The 19,192-nt window shown below is 40.1% G+C and carries 13 protein-coding genes and 2 pseudogenes; 6 read left to right on the forward strand and 9 right to left on the reverse strand.

The annotated features are described in order from the left end of the window. Nucleotides 1-301 precede the first annotated feature (301 nt). Nucleotides 302-1,345 carry a hypothetical protein gene (locus FD723_RS24335; RefSeq protein WP_179067665.1) on the reverse strand — a complete coding sequence of 348 codons (1,044 nt, stop codon included), beginning with the start codon at nucleotides 1,343-1,345 and terminating at the stop codon, nucleotides 302-304. A gap of 271 nt (nucleotides 1,346-1,616) precedes the next feature. Between FD723_RS24335 and FD723_RS24340 the strand changes: the two are divergent. Further along, nucleotides 1,617-2,876: pseudogene (locus FD723_RS24340) on the forward strand (hypothetical protein); the annotation flags it as partial. A 45-nt stretch (nucleotides 2,877-2,921) separates the two neighbouring features. Then, nucleotides 2,922-3,347, forward strand: a complete 426-nt coding sequence (locus tag FD723_RS43025; RefSeq protein ID WP_256875224.1) for a GUN4 domain-containing protein — start codon at nucleotides 2,922-2,924, stop codon at nucleotides 3,345-3,347. A gap of 226 nt (nucleotides 3,348-3,573) precedes the next feature. Here the strand turns inward: FD723_RS43025 and purU are convergent, their stop codons facing one another. The 6 genes from purU to FD723_RS24375 all read right to left on the reverse strand — a co-directional run bounded on the left by purU (nucleotide 3,574) and on the right by FD723_RS24375 (nucleotide 9,262). Then, the gene (gene purU / locus FD723_RS24350; protein ID WP_179067666.1) at nucleotides 3,574-4,428 is read right to left on the reverse strand and encodes a formyltetrahydrofolate deformylase; all 855 of its coding nucleotides are present in this window, start codon (nucleotides 4,426-4,428) and stop codon (nucleotides 3,574-3,576) included. A 26-nt stretch (nucleotides 4,429-4,454) separates the two neighbouring features. Then, nucleotides 4,455-5,081: a DUF4340 domain-containing protein gene (locus FD723_RS24355; protein ID WP_179067667.1), complete on the reverse strand. Its 627-nt coding sequence runs from the start codon at nucleotides 5,079-5,081 to the stop codon at nucleotides 4,455-4,457. Between the two features lie 77 nt (nucleotides 5,082-5,158). Further along, nucleotides 5,159-6,886 (reverse strand): Gldg family protein, encoded by a 1,728-nt coding sequence (locus tag FD723_RS24360; RefSeq protein ID WP_179069263.1) that lies wholly within the window; start codon nucleotides 6,884-6,886, stop codon nucleotides 5,159-5,161. Between the two features lie 56 nt (nucleotides 6,887-6,942). Beyond that, nucleotides 6,943-7,290 (reverse strand): four helix bundle protein, encoded by a 348-nt coding sequence (locus tag FD723_RS24365; protein WP_179067668.1) that lies wholly within the window; start codon nucleotides 7,288-7,290, stop codon nucleotides 6,943-6,945. Between the two features lie 148 nt (nucleotides 7,291-7,438). After that, nucleotides 7,439-8,251 carry an ABC transporter permease gene (locus FD723_RS24370; RefSeq protein ID WP_179067669.1) on the reverse strand — a complete coding sequence of 271 codons (813 nt, stop codon included), beginning with the start codon at nucleotides 8,249-8,251 and terminating at the stop codon, nucleotides 7,439-7,441. Beyond that, complete coding sequence (locus tag FD723_RS24375) at nucleotides 8,252-9,262, reverse strand: ABC transporter ATP-binding protein (RefSeq protein ID WP_179067670.1); 1,011 nt, start codon at nucleotides 9,260-9,262, stop codon at nucleotides 8,252-8,254. It abuts the gene before it with no gap. Nucleotides 9,263-9,601: 339 nt separating this feature from the next. On the opposite strand from FD723_RS24375, the gene FD723_RS24380 reads away from it, so the two are divergent. The 4 genes from FD723_RS24380 (at nucleotide 9,602) to FD723_RS24395 (ending at nucleotide 12,667) form a co-directional block, all read left to right on the forward strand. After that, nucleotides 9,602-9,994, forward strand: coding sequence for a hypothetical protein (locus FD723_RS24380; protein ID WP_179067671.1), 393 nt, complete (start codon nucleotides 9,602-9,604; stop codon nucleotides 9,992-9,994). Nucleotides 9,995-10,186: 192 nt separating this feature from the next. Further along, complete coding sequence (locus FD723_RS24385; protein ID WP_179067672.1) at nucleotides 10,187-11,446, forward strand: tetratricopeptide repeat protein; 1,260 nt, start codon at nucleotides 10,187-10,189, stop codon at nucleotides 11,444-11,446. Nucleotides 11,447-11,826: 380 nt separating this feature from the next. Continuing rightward, nucleotides 11,827-12,192: an IS630 transposase-related protein gene (locus tag FD723_RS24390; protein WP_179067673.1), complete on the forward strand. Its 366-nt coding sequence runs from the start codon at nucleotides 11,827-11,829 to the stop codon at nucleotides 12,190-12,192. A gap of 25 nt (nucleotides 12,193-12,217) precedes the next feature. Continuing rightward, nucleotides 12,218-12,667, forward strand: coding sequence for a transposase (locus tag FD723_RS24395; protein ID WP_218651754.1), 450 nt, complete (start codon nucleotides 12,218-12,220; stop codon nucleotides 12,665-12,667). Nucleotides 12,668-12,820: 153 nt separating this feature from the next. Here the strand turns inward: FD723_RS24395 and FD723_RS44195 are convergent. After that, nucleotides 12,821-13,246: pseudogene (locus FD723_RS44195) on the reverse strand (protein kinase); the annotation flags it as partial. A 74-nt stretch (nucleotides 13,247-13,320) separates the two neighbouring features. Next, nucleotides 13,321-19,179 carry an AAA family ATPase gene (locus tag FD723_RS24410; protein ID WP_179067676.1) on the reverse strand — a complete coding sequence of 1,953 codons (5,859 nt, stop codon included), beginning with the start codon at nucleotides 19,177-19,179 and terminating at the stop codon, nucleotides 13,321-13,323. Between the last annotated feature and the right edge of the window lie 13 nt (nucleotides 19,180-19,192).

Below are 19,192 nucleotides of genomic sequence, written 5' to 3' on the forward strand. Positions count from 1 at the left end.
ATTAAGCAGGTAAGTTTCACGTAGAGGAGAAGGGCGATCGCACTCCGTAAAAAATTATGGCTACAAATAAAGTTTTCCAAAGTGAAGAAGCGTTTAATATTGCTCGGTTAAGAAGATTTATAACTGAATTGCACTAAGATTTTTCTCGTTCCCAGCCTTCAGGCTGGGAAACGGTTAGGGAGAGGGTTGTATTTTGCGATCGCATCTCGTAATTTTTTGGGCAAAAGTCATGATTTTTCATCCTTTTACTTAATCTCGATGCAAAACTCGTTTGATATCTTTATCTTCATTGAAGGCTTTTCTAATCTTTTCCGCATTTACTGATAATGACTTCCAGCCCATTCTGTACTTGCTCAAGTTCTTGGCGCTTTTGGTAAATCCACATCTTTTCAACCAGAGTTTTGTTGTGAGCCTTTTCCTGGTGTTCTAGGAGATTTTCATAAAGCGCGATCGCTTGTGAGATGACTCGACTGGCTGATTCAACTCGGTTTTCAAAGACTGAGCCAACTATTTCATTTAACTTATCGGAGAATTTATCCATTGACTCATCGAATTTTTCAAATCCTAATTCAATTACTTTCGCCTTTATTTGGTCTTTTAGTCCATCAAAATCTAGCATTCCTAAACCAAACGAACCAGCAATTGCAGCAGCTAGACTTGCAACAACTACGGCAATAAATCCAAGCCCTGTAAATACCATTAATCCAGCAGCTAAAGCACCAATTCCAAGACCACCACCAATTCCTCCGAAACCCGTAAAGTCATCATTAATACCATTAATTGAAAGTTTAAGTTGTTGACTTAAATTTGTTTGAATATGCATATCCATACTTTGAAATTCGCTTTGAATTGCATTTAACTCATAAGCTATTTTTGCATCTAAATATTCGGTATTTTGGAGCAAAATGACATCTCTAAGTTTTGTATTGCCCCATATATCTATCTCTCGTGACACAGTTTCAGTAAATTGATTTATGTAGTCTTGAATGAGTTTGTCTTGACTAACAACAGGACTGTGTACCGAATCCCAGTGTTGACTTTGATGAGTAATATTTTGTCTTAGTTCTTTATGCCATTTAGTCCATGAATCAGTAGCTTGTTTAATTACTTCTTTGTGCTGGATTTCTACTAAATTTTTAATTTTGACATCTCGCCCACTAGCTTCTCCTATTTTTTCAAATATTTTCTGCTTTTCTACTTCATGAATTTTAATGTTACCCTTTAAAACATCCTCAAATTGATATAATCCATTTAAGCTTTTTTGTACCATCCTATATATTTGAGTAAGAAAGTACTTGATTTTTAGTTTACCAATGTCGAAAGTCGGAAATTTATCAATTATCACTCCCAGAAGCACTGTGACTAAATTTGCCAGAAATATCACGAGCGGCGTGAGATTTTTTTGAATCAGCTTTTGTCCGGTAATCTGTGACAATAGCCCAACAGTATTAGAGCGAACCAGTGAAATATCCATAAAGTATATGAGGCGATAGAGTTTTCAAGCTTAGTATGCCCAGATTTAGGCAAAATTAATTAATATCCCGAATAAATACGGTTATCTTTGCTTTTTTATACCAGTTAAATTCAAGAAAATTAGCTTTTAGCAACCTATGAGTATGCTGTTCCAATTTCCGCCTGCAATTCAAGCTGGTATTGATGCTGGGAAATATCTACAAGTCTCTAGCAATGGAGTACCTTTAAGTATGGCTAGAGATACAGTTACCGGGCAGTTTGTTAGCCATGCTATTGGTGCTACAGTCAACAACAGCCCTTTATTTCCACTGGTAGCTGATTATAATTTGATTCCGAGTACGGATCTGATGTATCAAACTCATAAAAATTTTACAGCAGTACTGAAGGGATTGCAAACTATACAGACTAGCTTGGGTGTGTTGCAAGCAACTACAGCCTTGATTGGTGTGGGAACAATTGCAGGTGTCGCATTAACAGCAGTCAACCTGCATCAGACAATGAAATTAAGAAAAGAAGTAGAGCAAATGAGGCTGGAAGTTAAAAACGGCTTTATTGACTTGAAACAAGCCTTAAAAGACCAAGGAGTAGAAATTAGACAAATAATCGAACAAGTAGCCCAAGACATCAAATTTGAACAACACCGCACAGCTTTAGTGAGAGCGTATGGAGTGTTTATCCAGGCGATGAACCGCTTTCGCTCAGCCATGCAATTGCAAGATTTCAGCCGAAGAAATGCTGAGATTGATGGCGTGAGGGGAATGTTATTTACAGCTTTAGCAGATTACAGCAATCCACATTTACTAGAAGAAACCTGTGCAGCTGGTCAACTACGCAGATTTGAATGCGCGTGGGCAATTGAACAGGCAATTGTTGCAACTTATCAAGTGCAGAGTGAAGTTTCAGCAGTGAGCGATCGCCTTTCTCATCTCCAAGATAAAATCTGTAAAGATGCTCTCACTGTGATTAATCGCTGCGAATCACATGATGAGCTTGATTTTCTCTTCCCCGAAATTATCCGTATTAAAAATCATGATTTAGCGGTATTGGATTCGTGGCAAAATCATGTTGATTGGATGCGATCGCTTCCTTCATCAGAATTAAAACTTTTAAGTAGCGCTGATTTTAATAGTCCAGAAACTCACTACTCCACAATCAATGTAGTAGAACCGCCAGAACAATTAGTATATGAGAGTTTAGCTGAAAAATCTCATTTCTATTCGCTTCGTGACCAGTTGTTATTTATATTTGAGCCTGAACTACGTCGAGAGTACGAATTTTATATTAGTGAACAAGCTGGAATTACTGGTTATAAAACATTAGTTACATCTAATTTACAGCAGGCATCAGACCTAACTGTTGGTAATCTTTATTACTACTTTAAAATCAGAGATAAATCACAAGATACAGCAGAACTACCATCAAACGTATCCTTGGCAGGTTATGAGAAATTGCAAGAATTACTAGCTGCTGGTAAATGGAAAGAAGCTAATGAAGAAACCAGAATAGCTATGCTAAAGGTAGCTGGTCGAAGTAAACAAGGTTACTTTGAGCTAGAAAATATTGAAAACTTTCCATCTCATCAGCTTTACATTATTGATCAACTTTGGGTAGTTTATAGCAAAGGTCACTTTGGCTTTAGTGTACAGAAAGACATCTGGCAAAATGTACAGAAAGACTGGCATAAGTTTGGTATTCGTGTCAAATGGGCAGAGTTTAATGAGTGGAAGGATTTCAAATGGATATCGAGTGATGATCTAACCTTCAATCTAAAAGTATCTCAAGGACACCTTCCTGCTATATTTCCATGTATAACCCAATCTCGTGGATTTTCTGCTAATCTTGTTTGGTCTCTTCTCTCACGTCAAGATTTATAATTATCAAATAAAAATAGCAATAAGTAATATCATCATTATTTATTGCTACTATAGGATTCTTATTTGATTGTTGAAATACACGTAGGATATGAAAGCTTAAAATATTGCATTAGACGTAGGTTGAGTGGATCGGAACGCAACCCAACATATATCAGGATGTTGGGTTACGCAAAGCCTCCATCCAACCTACATTTTTTTGCTCTCTTGCATTACTTTGGATATACAATCACTCGAATACTACTGTTCTATTTCCATATACTAATACACGATTTTGTAAGTGCGATCGCACTGCTCTTGCTAATACAATTCTCTCCAAATCTTTGCCTTTTCTCACCAAATCATCAACTTCATCACGGTGACTAACTCGCACCACATCTTGTTCAATAATTGGGCCTGCATCTAAATCAGCAGTGGCATAATGCGCTGTTGCACCAATAATTTTCACACCACGTTCAAAAGCTCGGTGATAAGGATTTGCACCGATAAAAGCTGGTAAAAATGAATGATGTATATTAATAATTTGCGGAAATTGACTAATAAAATCTGCACTGACAATCTGCATATATTTTGCCAATACAACTAAATCTATTTTGTACTGGCGGAGTAATTCTAGCTGTTGAGTTTCTTGTTCTGATTTATTGTCTTTATTGATAGCAATATGCTGAAAGTCAATATTAAATTGCTCTGCCACTACCTTTAAATTAGAATGGTTGCTAATAATTAAAGGAATTTCAGCAATAAATTCTTTGGCGCGTTGTCGCCAAATTAAATCAAATAGACAATGGTCTTGGCGACTTACCCAAACAGCAATGCGTGGTACTGTATCAGAAAAACGTATTTCCCACTTAGCACCTAATGGTTGTGCGATCGCATTAAATGCGGGGGCAATAAATTCTCGCGGTAAATTGAACCCATCTAACTGCCATTCAATGCGCGTGAGGAATAATCCAGCAGCAAAATCTGTGTGCTGATCTGCATGAATAATATTACCACCGTTAGAATAGATAAAATTGGCAAATTTCGCCACTAATCCTCGTCGATCGGGGCAAGAAATTAGCAATGTTGCTGTCGGACTTGTCATAAGAATATCGCCAGATTTCAAATTAATTATTTGCTGTTTGTCGGACTCGGTTTAGGAATGATCAGCGGAGGAAGTTTCTGACTATTATCTACCGGTTGTTTCCACTCTGATAGTTCCCGATTCACGGCATTGGCAAAATCTGTAGATACCAACAGCACATTTATATTTCCATCTGGTTTAATAGCAGGATCAGCTTGAGCATACAAAAAACGACCGTTAAAGTTAGATTTACCTAAAATCAACTTATGCCTTTGTCGGTTTTTCAAGGTGATATTGATAGTTGCTTGGGGTTGATCTAAGGCAAATTCTCCAAGCTGTTTTACTGGGGTTGATAAAATCGTATCGCTATTATCTTTGACCAACAAATCCATTAAATAAGAAACAATAGCGTCATTTGCTGGGCCCGATATCGGAGATTTTATTAACCAATTGGGCTTACTAGAAGATTCAGGGCTGCGTTCCAGATTCAGAGTAAGTTTTTTTGTCTTGACTGTTAGAGACTGCACATCATCTTTTCCAAAAGAGAAAATTTTCTGTTTTTGCCCTTTGATTTCTTCTCGCTGAGTTGCACCTCGAATTTCATAAAAGTAAACAAAAGTACCTAAACCTAGCGCTAGTAGTATCAAAATTAAAGTCGTTCGCGGCAATTTCATTTTTTAATCATTTGTCATTTGTCATTGGTGAAAAGTTAGTATCTATAACTCTTAACTCCTAACTCCTAACCAATTTCTTACCGTCGTTTCCACCAGATAATAACTGCTGCCGATAACCCAATTAAAGGTAAAACTAACAAAGACGACAATATTAAAAGATTCGCTTGGGTCGTTGTCAGGGTTATCCGACGGTTTTTCGGTTCTTTAGGACGAATAGAAAGAGGTTGCTGGTCTTGTTTACTCAGCCAAGTAACTGAATTGAGGAATACATCTCCGTTTAGTTGCTGTTGAAACAAGCCATCGGTGGCGAAATTAGAATTTCCTAAAACCACTAACCGCGATTCAGTGGTTGTTTGAGATGAGGAAGTAGGGGGAGATGGGGGAGATGAGGGAGTGGGGAAAGCCTTGCTTTGGGTGGTTGGTGATGGAAGTGGTAAAGCTTGCGGAGTTTTGGCAGAAGAATTAGGGCTAGTTTTGCCTTGGGTGGTTGGTGATGGTAGAGGTGAAGGTGTAGGTAAGACTTGGGGAGTAGAAGTAGATTTGGGTGTTTGTTTTCTGGTTAAGGCAACACCCAAAGTCAGAGGCCCTTTAAGGTCTTTATCTGCATTAAACTCTAATTTTTCGCTTTGGAGATCGCTTTCTGCCCAACTGCTGGGATAGGGTTTGGTTCGCAGCAAAGGAGTAGCTTCAACACCAGGTACAGAGGTAATTTCCAGTGGTCGGGAAATCGGATAAAAAGAGTTACCGTTACCGAAATCTTTGGTAATTGGATGTTGGCCGTATTCTGTTACTAAGGGGGCCGCAGGGCCACGTCCCACGACGCTTTCTCCAGAAACATCTACGGCTAAACGATTATCCAGACGAACGCCCCACTCTTGTAGCAAGCTATTAAGTTTAGGATCGGTATTAGGATCAATCATCAGCAGTAAATTACCGCCTCGATTCAGATATTGTTGCAAGGCGTTGACTTCGCCCTGAAATAACTCTCGCTTGGGGCCAGCTACGATGACGACAGCTGCATCTTGAGGAACTTTCGAGGTTTCTGCTAGATTCAGCGGTGCTGTTGTGAAATTTTTGTCGCCTAATCCTTGAACTGCTTGTGACATTGCACCTTTACCAGCTGAAAGTTGGCGTTCGCCATGACCTTGCAGTAAGTAAACTTTGGCTGTGGTTAAATTTGTTAGTTGTTGCAGGCGACTAGTTAATCTGATTTCCGATAGACGCTCATTTTCATTTATTGTCTGTACTAATTGCCGTTTATCCCCAGATTCTAGGTAAACTTCCCCATAATTTTTGACGCCAAACTTTTCTGCAAGTCCTGGTCTAGCTTCGGGGTTGATGTATTCATATTTAAATTTTGAGCTTTGCCGCTGATAATTTTCTAGCAGTTCTCGGTCTTGGGGATTCTGGTTAATATCAAACACCCACACTTTAACTGGCTGTGCTAAAACGCTTACTAATTCCCGTGACTGGGGCGCAAGGGTAAATAATTGAGATTCTGTTAAGTCTGCCCGCAGATGATAGCGAGTTCCCAAAAAATTAATCAATCCCAAAATTGCTAATATTGCCAGAGTCACCACTAAAGCATTAGTCCCTGCTTGGGTAGAACGACGGTTCCACCAGTTAGTTTGGTAGCTTTGCCATATTATCCCCAATCCACTGATGAAAATTCCCGCAATTATAAATACTAATGGAATTAGTCCCCACTGTTCAGAAACTAATCCAACTGTTAAGCCGACAGTAATTAGGAATGGGCCTAACCAAAACAGATATTTCCAAAGTTTCTTTTTTGCAACTATCTTCATATAATTTGTCATTGGTCATTTGTCATTTGTCATTTGTCATCTGGTACATTGCCAATTTAGTTTAGGTAGGAGTTTAATTTGGGCGCTAGTTCGTTAATGATTGTTTTGGTTGCATTTATCTGTTCGTTAGTTAAAAGGTTGCGAGTGTAAGCTCGTCTTAACCAATGTTGAGTTTCATTCAAAGAGCCTCTTGCTATTTTTATAAAACGTCTATTATCTTGAAAACTACCTCTTCCTAAACCTTCCGCTATATTGGCACCAATACTATCAGCTGAACGTACAATCTGTTTACCAATCGTATCTTTTGCAAAAAAATTCCATCCCTCAACAATTTTCCAAATTTCATCCGCTAATTGTTCTGATAATTTATAAACTTGTAATTCTTGGAAACGCTTTGTTGGCATTGATTGAGTTGTCTTGATGATTTTTAGTCAATCAATTTTCATCCATATATTTTTAAGTGTCACTATTTTTTGACTAATGACCAATACTTCTCTACAAGATGCACTCACATTCGCTCAGTACAAATGACAAATGACAAATGACAAATGACTATCGCCTTTGAAAGCGCAGTGCATCAATTGATTGAGCGGTGAGAAAGATGCCTAAAAAAATGTAACTGGCGAATAAAACCAAGGTGCTGGTATCGACAATCCCTTGAATTAAGGTGCTGTAATGTTTCAGCAACGATAGATAACCTAAAGCTTCGCCTACGGGGCCAGGGACAATTTTGCCGATTAAATCAATCAATAACAATAATAAAATGACTGCAAAGGTGAGAACGGCAGACAGAATTGTGCTGTCTGTTAATGAGGAAATAAACATTCCGATAGATAAAATTGCTGCTGCTAGCAAGATTAATCCAAAATTACCCAGCAAGGGAATTGAGGGCGACATTGGTGGATTTGAGGCGCTGATGGCGATCGCTTCAAACACTATCATGGGTAAAACCATTGTGGTCAGAAATGTTAGTACGCCTAATAATTTACCCACAGCTACCGCCCAATTGGTGATTGGTGAGGTGGCTAACAGTTCTAAAGTGCCCCGCTTACGTTCTTCTGCATAGAGTCCCATTGAGAGGATGGGCAGAATAAACAACAATAGCCACTCCATACGTTCCAAAAATATTCGGACAAATTCGTAGGGGACATCTATGGGCGGTACTGGTACTCCCAATTGTTGCCCTTGTGCATCCATTGCCGCCACTCCTACCAAAATGCCATCTGGCCCTAGCAAAATCATCACGAAGAATAACCCGGCAAGGAACCAAAATATGCCTGCGATCGCATAAGCTAAAGGCGATACAAAATAACTCTGTAACTCTCGGCGATAAATGGCAATAATATTACTCAGCACTATACCCATTTAGGCTGCCTCTCCTTCTTTGTCTGCTGCTAAGTCTACCTCAGGATCGAAATTCTTTTCTTCTGTGGTCAGTTGCAAGAACACGTCTTCTAAGGTGGCGTTAACCCGCCGCAGCTCATGTAAACCGAATCCTGCACGCACTAATGTTGTGGCAATATCCTTTCCTGGTTCTTTTCCTGGTTGCGATATTACCCGCAGGTAAGCGCGATTTTCTTGGGGTTGATGGCCGTGGATTCCGGCTGTGGGAATTGATTCTATCAGACTCACACCCGCAACTTTTTGCAATACCTGTTTCGCGAGAGCAGCTTCTCCTTCTATTTCCAACTCATACCCAGAACCACCTGTCAACTGAGTCATTAGGTTTTCTGGTGTATTAGTTGCCACAACTTTACCGCGATTGATGATGGCGACGCGGCTGCAAGTCATACTCACTTCTGGCAGAATGTGCGTGGAAAGAATAATTGTGTGCGTACCAGCGAGGCTTTTAATTAAATTCCGCACCTCAATTATTTGTCGAGGATCGAGTCCAACGGTGGGTTCATCCAAGATGATTGCTGGGGGATCGTGGACGATCGCTTGAGCAATTCCTACCCTTTGACGGTATCCTTTAGAGAGTTTGCGGATAATCACTCGCCGCTTATCTTCTAAGTTGCAGCGTTCGATGGCGGCTGTTATCTTGTTGGGGCGATCGCCTCCCGGAACTCCCTTAATTCGGGCGACAAAATCCAAAAATCCCTCCACCGTCATATCTGGATATAACGGCGGTGTTTCTGGTAAATAACCAATGCGTTGGCGCACAGCCAGAGAATTTTCATGGACATCATAACCAGCAATTCGGGCATTGCCATTGGTTGCTGGTAAATAACCAGCCAGAATCCGCATGGTTGTGGTTTTTCCAGCCCCATTGGGGCCTAACAACCCTAAAATTTCCCCAGGTTCGACGCTAAAGGTGACATCAGTAATCGCTGGGGTAGAGCCGTATATTTTACTCAGATGTTCAACTTCGATCATCGGTATAATGGCGATCGCAATTTATAGAATACCCAACAATCTTAGATCGCAATATTGAGTATGGGGGACTGGCACTAAGATTCGCCGACAATGGGTAAAGTTCCTGGAAAATCTCTTTGTCTCATCGCCTCAGTTAAGTACTTGAAAATTTTAACCAATCTTTTCTGTGTCTGGAGTTAACGGAGTCTCCATTCCTCTTTGTGTTGCTCAATTAGCTCACCCTTTTGGGTGAGTCATAGATCAACCGATCAGATGACCTGGACGAAGGAAGCTGAGATTAATAATAAAGGGGACTCTATTACTAAAGAACACCGATTGCATTTTACCTAAGTATAAGTTATGAAACTTGTTACCTTAATAAATTCTGCACTTATTTTTACTTTTCTTGCCTTTGTACCTGGAATCGCTGGCGCTCAAACAGCTAATAACAATAGCAGTGAAACAATAGCTGTTAACTCTAACAATATATCCACTAACTCGGCTGCTGTGAGTTACCTACAACCCTTGAATCTAGTAACTTTTGCTTATCAAGGAGGCTTGCGACAACATGGTATTCCCAGCGGAGAAGCGCTAGTACTTGGAACTCAAAACAGAAATATTCTGGCAAAAGATGTGGTTCAAGCTGCTGTTAATGCAGATAAATTACCATCACAAGTTTTAAACGACCAAAATTATCTAAGTGCTGTTAATTTAGAACTCAACGTATTACCCGATTACGCTGCTGCTGATTGATTTGGTTTTTCTAATATTTAAAGTCTTTTATACACAGAGAAGACAGGGTATAAAATAAGGTTTAATATTGAAGAATAATTTCTAGGTTTTTAAGAGAAGTTATGCCTATAAGTTTCACTTATCCTGTGCTAAAGGTACAGAAAATTGTATAATCAACAGCTTATTAACCAAAAATTGCGTTTTCTATAGAGAATGACAGAAGTAATTAGATCCGGGAGCCTAAATAACATTGAAATAGGGACTGGGGATTGGGGACTAGAGATTGGGGATTGGGAAAATTTGGATGGGAATTCAGATCCCAACGAAATCTTAAAGGAATTTCCTGTCCAGTCTCGTTCGGACTTCGGCGTAAGTGCTGCTTCTCTACTAGGGGCTGCGCCAACGACACAGCTTAATACAAGTCAGTCGAATGCTGACACCGTAAGCGTCAGCCCAGTACCCAGTACCCAGTCCCGGAACGCCGAGGATTCCTCAACTTTGGCGCAGCAATCTGGGGAATTATGGACGCAACCTGTTGAGTCCATTGAGTTTGAAGAACGGTACTTAGAAAAAGCCAGAGAAACAGACGATAGCGACGGTGGGCGAAGCCGACCCAATGAGGAAGTTATTTCTTTGGGAAGTTTGGGCAATGCTTACCAGTCATTAGGCGAGTACCACCTAGCAATTGAGTTTTATCAGCAGTGGTTGGATACGGCTAGAGAAATAGGCGATCGCTTGGGGGAAGCCAAATCTTTATCTGGGTTGGGTAATGCTTACCAATCACTGGGCAAATACCAGCGAGCGATTGAATTTTATCAGCAGTGGTTGAGTATCACTAGGAAAATTGGCGATCGCACTGGAGAAGGCATTTGCTTGGGAAGTTTGGGCAATACTTATGAATACCTGGGCAAGTACGAGCAAGCGATAGAGTTTTATCAGCAGTGGTTGAGTATAACGAAGAACATAGGTGATTGGACTGGAGAATGCATTTGCCTGGGAAGTTTGGGCAATACTTATGAATCGTTAGGAAATTACCAACTGGCAATTGAGTTTTACCAGCAATGGTTAGGGGTGGCAAGATTCATCAGCGATCGCAACGGCGAAGGCATGGCCTTAAGTGGCTTGGGCAGTGCTTATAAGGCTTTGGGACAGTACCAAATGGCCTTTGAGTTTCATCAGCATTCATTAGAGATCAGAAGACATCTCGACGATCGACATGGGGAAGCAAACGCCTGGTTTAATTTGGGTTTGGTATTAGAAAAAATCAATCGAGAATCAGAAGCGATCGATGCCTTTTGCAATGCTCGCGAAATTTATCACGCAATGGGCCTTGATGCCAGCCTGCAAGATTGTAACCATGCTATTGAACTTCTTTCTCAAAATGTTGCAACCTTCACATCTGGCTTTTGGTTTGGGAAATGGTTAAATAATTTGTCACAGATAGTTAAATCTGGTTCTAATAGACATCCCTAGAAATTAAATATGCGTTATCTAGAACCCTTGTAGAGATGTGGCAGTGCTGCGTCTCTACGCTCATTTTCACTTATATTTCTAATGAGTAATATCATGTCCGACAAATTACCTGTGATCAGCTAAACCATATCTAGTTTGCATATCTAAAAATTTATATAACTCTTGTGGGGTGGGCAACATGAGCGCCCTAATGATGCAAGTTAAATGTGTAACTCGTTTAATCGATTTAAAGCTGAAGCATAACAATTGACTAAAGGCAAATTTGCATATTCTCGAATAACTGTAATTTCGGAATGCTTGCTATTGTTTTTACAGCAATTTGATATCAAACCCACCACAAAGCTCGTAAACTGTAAAAATGTAAAGAATAGTATTTAAAGATGGCAGCATATTCAATTGACTTACGACAAAAGATATTAAGTGCGTGGCAAAACAAAGAAGGCAGGCAAAGGGAATTAGCAAAACGATTTAAAGTCAGTTTGTCTTTGATTCGTGACTTTTTATGCCGGTATCGAGAGACGGCAGAGATTGCTGCCAGACCCCAAGGAGGAGACCGCCGCTCGAAGCTTAATAGTATTGAGCAAGAATTGTTAAAGGTAATCGTGACAGAGCAAAGCGATATATATTTGCGAGAAATTCAAGAAGCCATAAAAGAGCGCACAGAAATAGACGTAAGTATATCCAGTTTATCCCGCACTCTTAAACGCTTAAAATTAAATCGGAAAAAAAACTTTAGTATCGACTGAGCAAACTACAGAAAGAGTACAAAAATTGCGCTATGAATTTCGACTTTGGCTAGATACGATAGATGTCAAAAACCTGATATTTATTGATGAAACATGTGTAAATCTGTCTATGACAAGACATTATGCCAGAGGAATTGACGGCGGAAGAATCTATGATGAGCGACCAGGTAATAAAGGCAAAAACATCACCGTAATTGGGGCTATGAGTGATGAGGGATTAATTGCCACTATGACTTTTCCAGGTAGTCTGAACACTGCTAGCTTTTTAGTTTTTATTGAGCAAATATTACTACCTCAGTTATGGATTGGAGCAATTATAGTCATGGACAATTTACCCGTTCATTATGCTGCAACTGCAAAATCTTTAATAAAATCTGTTGGCTCAAAGGTTAAGTTTTTGCCTCCATATTCACCTGATTTATCGCCAATTGAGTTATGTTGGTCAAAGCTAAAAGAAATTCAACGTTGGTGCTAAAACTCGAACATTCGATGCTCTAGATGTTGCAATAACTATGGCTGTTAATGCCATTACTGACGATAATGCTCTAAATTGGTTTAATCATTGCGGTCTCTTTTTTGAGCCTATTTAGATAACTCTTCTTGTGGCGCTTTTGCTCACAAACTGCTGTAAAATATTACTGGGTTTAATATCTTTATGAATAATGCGATGACGAATGACAATATCTAATGTGTTAGACAGAGATATAGCAGAGAGCAAAAATTCCTTTAGAGACGTTATACGTAACCTCTCTACCTTGACAAAATCCTTAAGGGATATGCCGCCAAAATCTTCCATCACCAACGCATAGCCATTTTGGTATGGTTCTAAGCTATAAGTTTGAATAATTCCTGGATGGTTAAGATTTTTGGCGATGGTGTATTGATTGCGAAACGATAAGAGTTAATTGAAGCTGGGATAAGGATTTTTCAGCAGTTTAATCACTACAGGTAATGAGTCGATTTCTCGATACCCTCGATAAACCAGAGTTCTGGAAGCATTGTAGAGTAAATCATAGATGCGATATCCGGGAATACTAACTAAAGTGCTAACCATGCTGCTAAATCCTGAATATTTCCAGATTTAGTATTCCCAGATATTTGAAGTTGTTTACCAAAAACCGCAAAAAATTATACCGGAATTTCAATGATAAATTCAGTACCTAGACCCAGAACAGAGTTAAAACTCAATTTTCCGCTGTGAGTTTCTTCAACGATTTGACGAGCGATCGCTAACCCTAATCCTGTACCTTGACCAACAGCTTTCGTCGTAAACAAATGGTCAAATATTTTTGATTTCACCTCTTCACTCATCCCCTTACCATTGTCAGCGATCGCAATTCTAACTAGACTATTTTCGACTGAGGTTGTAATTGTAATGCAGTTAGGATTGAGTTGAATTTCTTCAAAACTACGTCCTTGATTAAATTCATCTAAGGCATCAATAGCATTTGCTAAAACATTCATAAACACCTGATTCAATTGACCGGGGAAACATTCAACTTGAGGTAAGTTACTATAATGTGTGACAACTTCAATGGTGGGACGTTGTTCATTTCCCTTCAGACGATGTTTGAGAATGAGGATGGTGCTATCAATGCCTTGGTGAATATTAAATGGTACTTTATAATCTTTATCAGCACGGGAGAAAGTTCTTAAACTAGTGCTGATATTTTTTAACCTTTCGCACGCCATAGACATAGAATCAATCATCTTAGGCAAGTCTGCTAAGGTATAATCTAAATCTATTTCCTCTGCATGAACTTGAATTTCTTCACTCGGATTCTGGAAAGTTTCTTGATATAGTTTGAGGTGTTCGGTAATATCAGCGATAGTGGGTTTAGTTTGTTTGAGACTAGCCGCAATAAATCCCAAAGGATTATTCATTTCGTGGGCTACCCCAGCAACTAAGTTACCCAAAGCAGACATTTTCTCACTTTGCACCATTTGTAATTGTGCTTGTTGTAAGTCTTGCAATGCTTGTTGTAATAAGTGTGATTTTTGCTGTAAGGCAAGTTCAGCAAGTTTGCGTTCAGTAATATCATCTGTTAGGGAAGCAACTCCAATTAACTCACCATCCGCATTCACAAGTGGATTATTATACCAAGCACAAATAATTGTTCTACCATCTTTTGTAATATTTTCATTGATACTATAATTACCGCCCTGCTGGGATATAATCTCAATGCTAACTTCCTTCATTTGTGCTTGAATTACTTCAGGAATGATGAATTGGAATTGACGACCTAAAGCTTCCTGTTTTGTATAACCAAATATTCTTTCTGCGGCTGGGTTCCAGTCAGTAACTAGAAAATTGATATCCCACTCGATAACCGCCAGTGGGGTTTGTTGAACTAATAGCTGGAGGCGTTGTTGGGATACTTGCAAGTGAGACTGTGCAGCTTTCAACTCATCAAGCGATCGCTCTAGCTGTTGGGAATATTCTAGCGATCGCTCGTAAAGTCGGGCATTTTCTAGGGAAATCGCGGCTTGAGCGCAAAGTAAATTCAGCAATTCCACGCGATCGCTCGTGAACGCCCCCGCTGTTAATTTGTTTTCTAAGTACAAAATACCCAGCAACTTCCCTTGATGTAAAATCGGGCTGCACAAGATACTCTGAGGCTGCTGACGAATGATATATGGGTCATTGGCTAAAGTCGGATCGGCCGTCGCATCCAGCAGCACAGCAGTCTGTCTGTTGTTCTTCACTTTGTAAATCAGCTTTAGGGGAATATCTTGACTCTCCTCAACGGGAAGGCGCTGCAACACGACCGGCTCTGAACCCTCAATAATTGACCCTTTGATTAGCAGGCGTTCGTCTCGCAACAGCATTAGCACGCATTTATCAGCCCCCGCATTTTCGATGACGATCGCAAGCAACGATGAGAGCAATTTTTCCAGTTCGATTTCACCTGAGATACTTTGGGAAGCCTTGAGAATAGCGGCTAAATCGAGAGAATCGGAGACGCTGGAGGAAGAACTAGAAGAACTAGCAGAGGTGACTGTTCCTAATGCGAAAACGGTTTCGTTAACCGAGAGAGCCGTGCGAGTTTTTTGGAGAATCGGAGCCAAGAGTTGGGGATAGCGTCTTTCCAAATCAGCAACTTTGGCTTTTGCACCCCAACGAGCATAGCCATAGTAAGCCTTCGTCATGTATACCTGGGCAATTTCCTGTTTACCCCAGTCGAGGTAAAATTTTGCGGCTAGTTCATTAGCCAACGCTTCTTCCTGAATATAATCATTTTCTTTGGCTCCAATGATGGCGCGATCGTAATGTTCAATTGCTTCGGCTTTATTGCCCAAAACTCGTTGCCGTTCTGCTTCAACTAAATACCATTTATGCAGATGATTCATCGGGGCATTTTGCGCCCACTGTTGCAAAGTGGTTTGATGGGTTTGGGTCAAAGACAAAAATTCGCCTTGCTCTGACTCTGGCTGTGTGGGTAAGAGCGCCAAATACGTCAGGGCTGTATAGAAATGAAAAATGGGAATGAAAATCATCCCTGATACTGCCATTAAATACTGTTTGGCTTGGGCGTTATAGTCTAGGGCAGCCGTGTAGTTACCAAAAAAGTAGGCCAGCATCAGTTTGTAAGTGTAAGCAATTGCGATCGCTGTGAGATCGTTGTCCTGATGGTGCTTAGAAAGCATCACCGTTTCATCGTAGGCACTGCCAATTAAGCAATCCGACAGAATACGGGCTTCCCTCAAGTTCTGCACAGTCTGCTGCATCATATCCAAAAAAGTCTGGGCAGAATATTGTTTTACCTGCACCAAGACAGCCCTGTAAGCTGCTATTTCCGGTTCCCAAATGTCCAGTTCTACCCCAGCAAAAAGTTTGGCAATCAGGTAATCGAGGGAGTTGTAGCCAGCGTTGAGAAAATCACCAGTTTCTATACCAGTTGTATAGCCATCTTTCATCGTCAGCATCGTTGCCCTGAGAGATTCCTGATGATGTTGAACCCAAGCCGCAAACAAAAGTAGAACTTTACACTTGAATTCCCCGACATTAAATCTGTCAAGCAAGTTGATTGCCAATCGCCCAAAGCTATACCCAGATTCCACTTCTCCCAAAAAGGCACATAACACCATACTGTGAATCGCATACCCCACCGTTGATCCTGGTGCATTCCCAAACTGGAGTGATAAACTCACCATCGTTGTACTCAGTATGGGCATTAATCCTGGCATTGCCTGTAGAATGGGTGAAAATAATATTCCTAACAGTTGCATAGCTGCATGAGTCTGGCGATCGCTCATTACAGGTAGATCGACTAATTCCTCAATCTCTCTATCACCTTGAAGGCTGGCTACGGTTTGCAGCGCTTTAGCAATTTTGGCTTCGTCAGGTGCAGTGGGGAGTTCAACCCCCAATTGCAAGAGTGCATCTCTTCCGACTGCAATGGCTTCTAATATTTTGCCCTGGGCTGTCTGGGCGACGATTTGAATTTGGTAAATTTTGATTTTGTCTAAAATCGTCTCAGCTTTTTGTAACACCACCGCTGCTATTTTTTCCATGCCATCAAAATCAGCATTCAAATAAGCAGCTTCGGTAGCAGCAATATGGAGATCCAGAGTCAATTCATATTGATCTTGCCAGCAGTTGGCTGTCAGTATGTCAATCCCTGTTTGCAAATAAACTCTTGCCGCAGTATAAGCTGTAGAATTTCTCGCCTTCACTCCAGCTTTTAAGTTCAGTTGGGCTAAGGCTTCCCGTTCTTGCGGTTGGGTGATTAGCTCAATTCCTTGGTTTAAATGCAGGGCAATATCAAATAGTTTTTCTTCCAGTTCTACTTCCGAGGAACTGTGCAGTAGTAATTTTCCAATTTTGAGGTGAGTTGCTTGTTTTTGCTCATCGGGAATCAGAGAATAGGCCGCTTGCTGTACTCGATCATGTAAAAATCTATATTTCGCTATTTGTTTACTGGTATTCCGATCTGACAGCGCTAATTGCTCGCGTTCTTCTCCTTGATAAAATTTATAAACATCACTAATTGGTAAAATCAACCCTTCTTGCAACGCTTTCCACAAATCTGAAGCCGTTTCGATTTGGGATTGTTCCGAAACAATTGCCAAAGTTTCTAAATCAAACTGGTTGCCAATACTAGCAGCTAACTGTAATACCTGTTGAGTTGATGGCGGCAGTTTTTGTAATTGAAATGCCATAAAGACCACAACATCATCTGTAACTGCTTGCTCATTCACTTGTACAATGTCACATTGCCACCCCCCCGCTTGGTAAGGGGTTGGAGGGATAAATTCAATTAGCCTATCTTGATGCAATGCTTTGAGAAACTGGGTTGCAAAAAATGGATTACCTTGAGTTTTTTGATAGACTAATTGAGAAAGACTCCATGCCAAACTTTCCTGACATTTCAGTGTATCAGCAACTAATTGATTCACTATGACTTGATTCAGTGGTGCTAAATTAATCGTATTAATCGTTGCTTGGTTTTCTTGAATCTCACTCAAAGTCAACATCAATGGATGTGCTGGGTTGACTTCGTTATCACGATATGCACCAATTAACAAAAGATGCTTTGTATCAGCCATCAATAGCTGCATTAACTTCAGCGATGCTGAATCTGCCCATTGCAAATCATCTAAAAACATTACTAAGGGATGTTCTGCACTGGTAAAAACTTGGATAAAATTTTGAAACAATAAATTAAATCTATTTTCTGCCGCCGTTCCTGATAATTCTATGGCGGTTGGTTGTTCACCAATAATTCTTGATAATTCGGGGATAACTTCAATAATTACTTGTCCATTTTCCCCAACTGCCTCTAATATTTGGTTTCTCCATTGCTGGATTTGGATATCACTTTCAGTTAATAATTGTCCAATTAAATCCCGGAATGCTTGCACAAAGGCACTGAAGGGAATATTTCGTTGAAATTGGTCATATTTACCTTTGATAAAATAACCGCGTTGGCGCACAATCGGTTTATGAACTTCGTTGACAACCGTAGTTTTCCCAATCCCTGAAAACCCAGCTACCAGCATCATTTCTGTTGCACCAAGGCTGACTCGCTCAAATGCTTGAAGTAGAGTTGATACTTCGGTTTCTCGTCCATAGAGTTTATCAGGGATGATGAAGCGATCGCACACATCCCTCTGTGCAATCTCAAAATTCTTAATTTTACCATCAACTTGTAGCTGATGTAAACAATTTTCTAAATCAAACTTCAATCCCAATGCACTTTGATATCTGTCTTCAGCATTTTTTGCCATCAATTTCATGACAATATCACAGAGTATTTGGGGAATCTCTTCCCTGTTCCCTACTAATGGCATAGGCATTTTAGCAATATGAGAATGTACCAACTCCATCGGATCGTTTGACGCAAAAGGTAACTTGTCTGCAAGTAACTCGTAAAATGTTATACCTAAAGAATAAAAATCAGTTCGGTAGTCAATCCCTCGATTCATTCTGCCTGTTTGTTCTGGAGAAATATAAGCTAGTGTGCCTTCTAATATATTGGGATTAATTAGTGTCTGTGTTTCCCGTGGTAGTAAAGATGCAATACTAAAATCGATTAATTTAACTTGTTTAGTTTCGGGATTAATTAAAATATTGGCGGGTTTGATATCTTTGTGAATAATCCGCTCCTGGTAGAGTATATCTAAGGTATTGCACAGTGCGATCGCTATTTCTAAAAACTCCATCAGAGATTCTATGCTTCCCCCTACTCTCCAATCTTTGAGAGAAATCCCCCCAAAGTCTTCCATCACCAACGCATAACCATTCTGATAGGGTTCGAGGCTATAGGTTTGGATGATTAGCGGTGAGTTAAGATTTTTGGCAATGGTGTATTGATTGCGAAACGATAAGAGTTCATTGAAGCTGGGATAAGGGTTTTTCAGCAGTTTAATCACTACAGGTAACGAGTCAGTCTCTCGATACCCTCGATAAACTAGGGTTCTAGAACCAGAGTAGAGTAAATCATAGATGCGATATCCGGGAATATTGACTAAAGTGCTAACCATGCTGCTAAATCCT

The organism is Nostoc sp. C052 (genome assembly GCF_013393905.1).
Classification (GTDB): domain Bacteria; phylum Cyanobacteriota; class Cyanobacteriia; order Cyanobacteriales; family Nostocaceae; genus Nostoc.

Bases quoted from the DNA above. Each gene is read 5' to 3' on its own strand.
- purU (WP_179067666.1), bottom strand. From the start codon at position 4,428: ATGACAAGTCCGACAGCAACATTGCTAATTTCTTGCCCCGATCGACGA.
- FD723_RS24355 (WP_179067667.1), bottom strand. From the start codon at position 5,081: ATGAAATTGCCGCGAACGACTTTAATTTTGATACTACTAGCGCTAGGT.
- FD723_RS24360 (WP_179069263.1), bottom strand. From the start codon at position 6,886: ATGAAGATAGTTGCAAAAAAGAAACTTTGGAAATATCTGTTTTGGTTA.
- FD723_RS24365 (WP_179067668.1), bottom strand. From the start codon at position 7,290: ATGCCAACAAAGCGTTTCCAAGAATTACAAGTTTATAAATTATCAGAA.
- FD723_RS24370 (WP_179067669.1), bottom strand. From the start codon at position 8,251: ATGGGTATAGTGCTGAGTAATATTATTGCCATTTATCGCCGAGAGTTA.
- FD723_RS24375 (WP_179067670.1), bottom strand. From the start codon at position 9,262: ATGATCGAAGTTGAACATCTGAGTAAAATATACGGCTCTACCCCAGCG.
- FD723_RS24380 (WP_179067671.1), top strand. From the start codon at position 9,602: ATGAAACTTGTTACCTTAATAAATTCTGCACTTATTTTTACTTTTCTT.
- FD723_RS24385 (WP_179067672.1), top strand. From the start codon at position 10,187: ATGACAGAAGTAATTAGATCCGGGAGCCTAAATAACATTGAAATAGGG.
- FD723_RS24390 (WP_179067673.1), top strand. From the start codon at position 11,827: ATGGCAGCATATTCAATTGACTTACGACAAAAGATATTAAGTGCGTGG.
- FD723_RS24410 (WP_179067676.1), bottom strand. From the start codon at position 19,179: ATGGTTAGCACTTTAGTCAATATTCCCGGATATCGCATCTATGATTTA.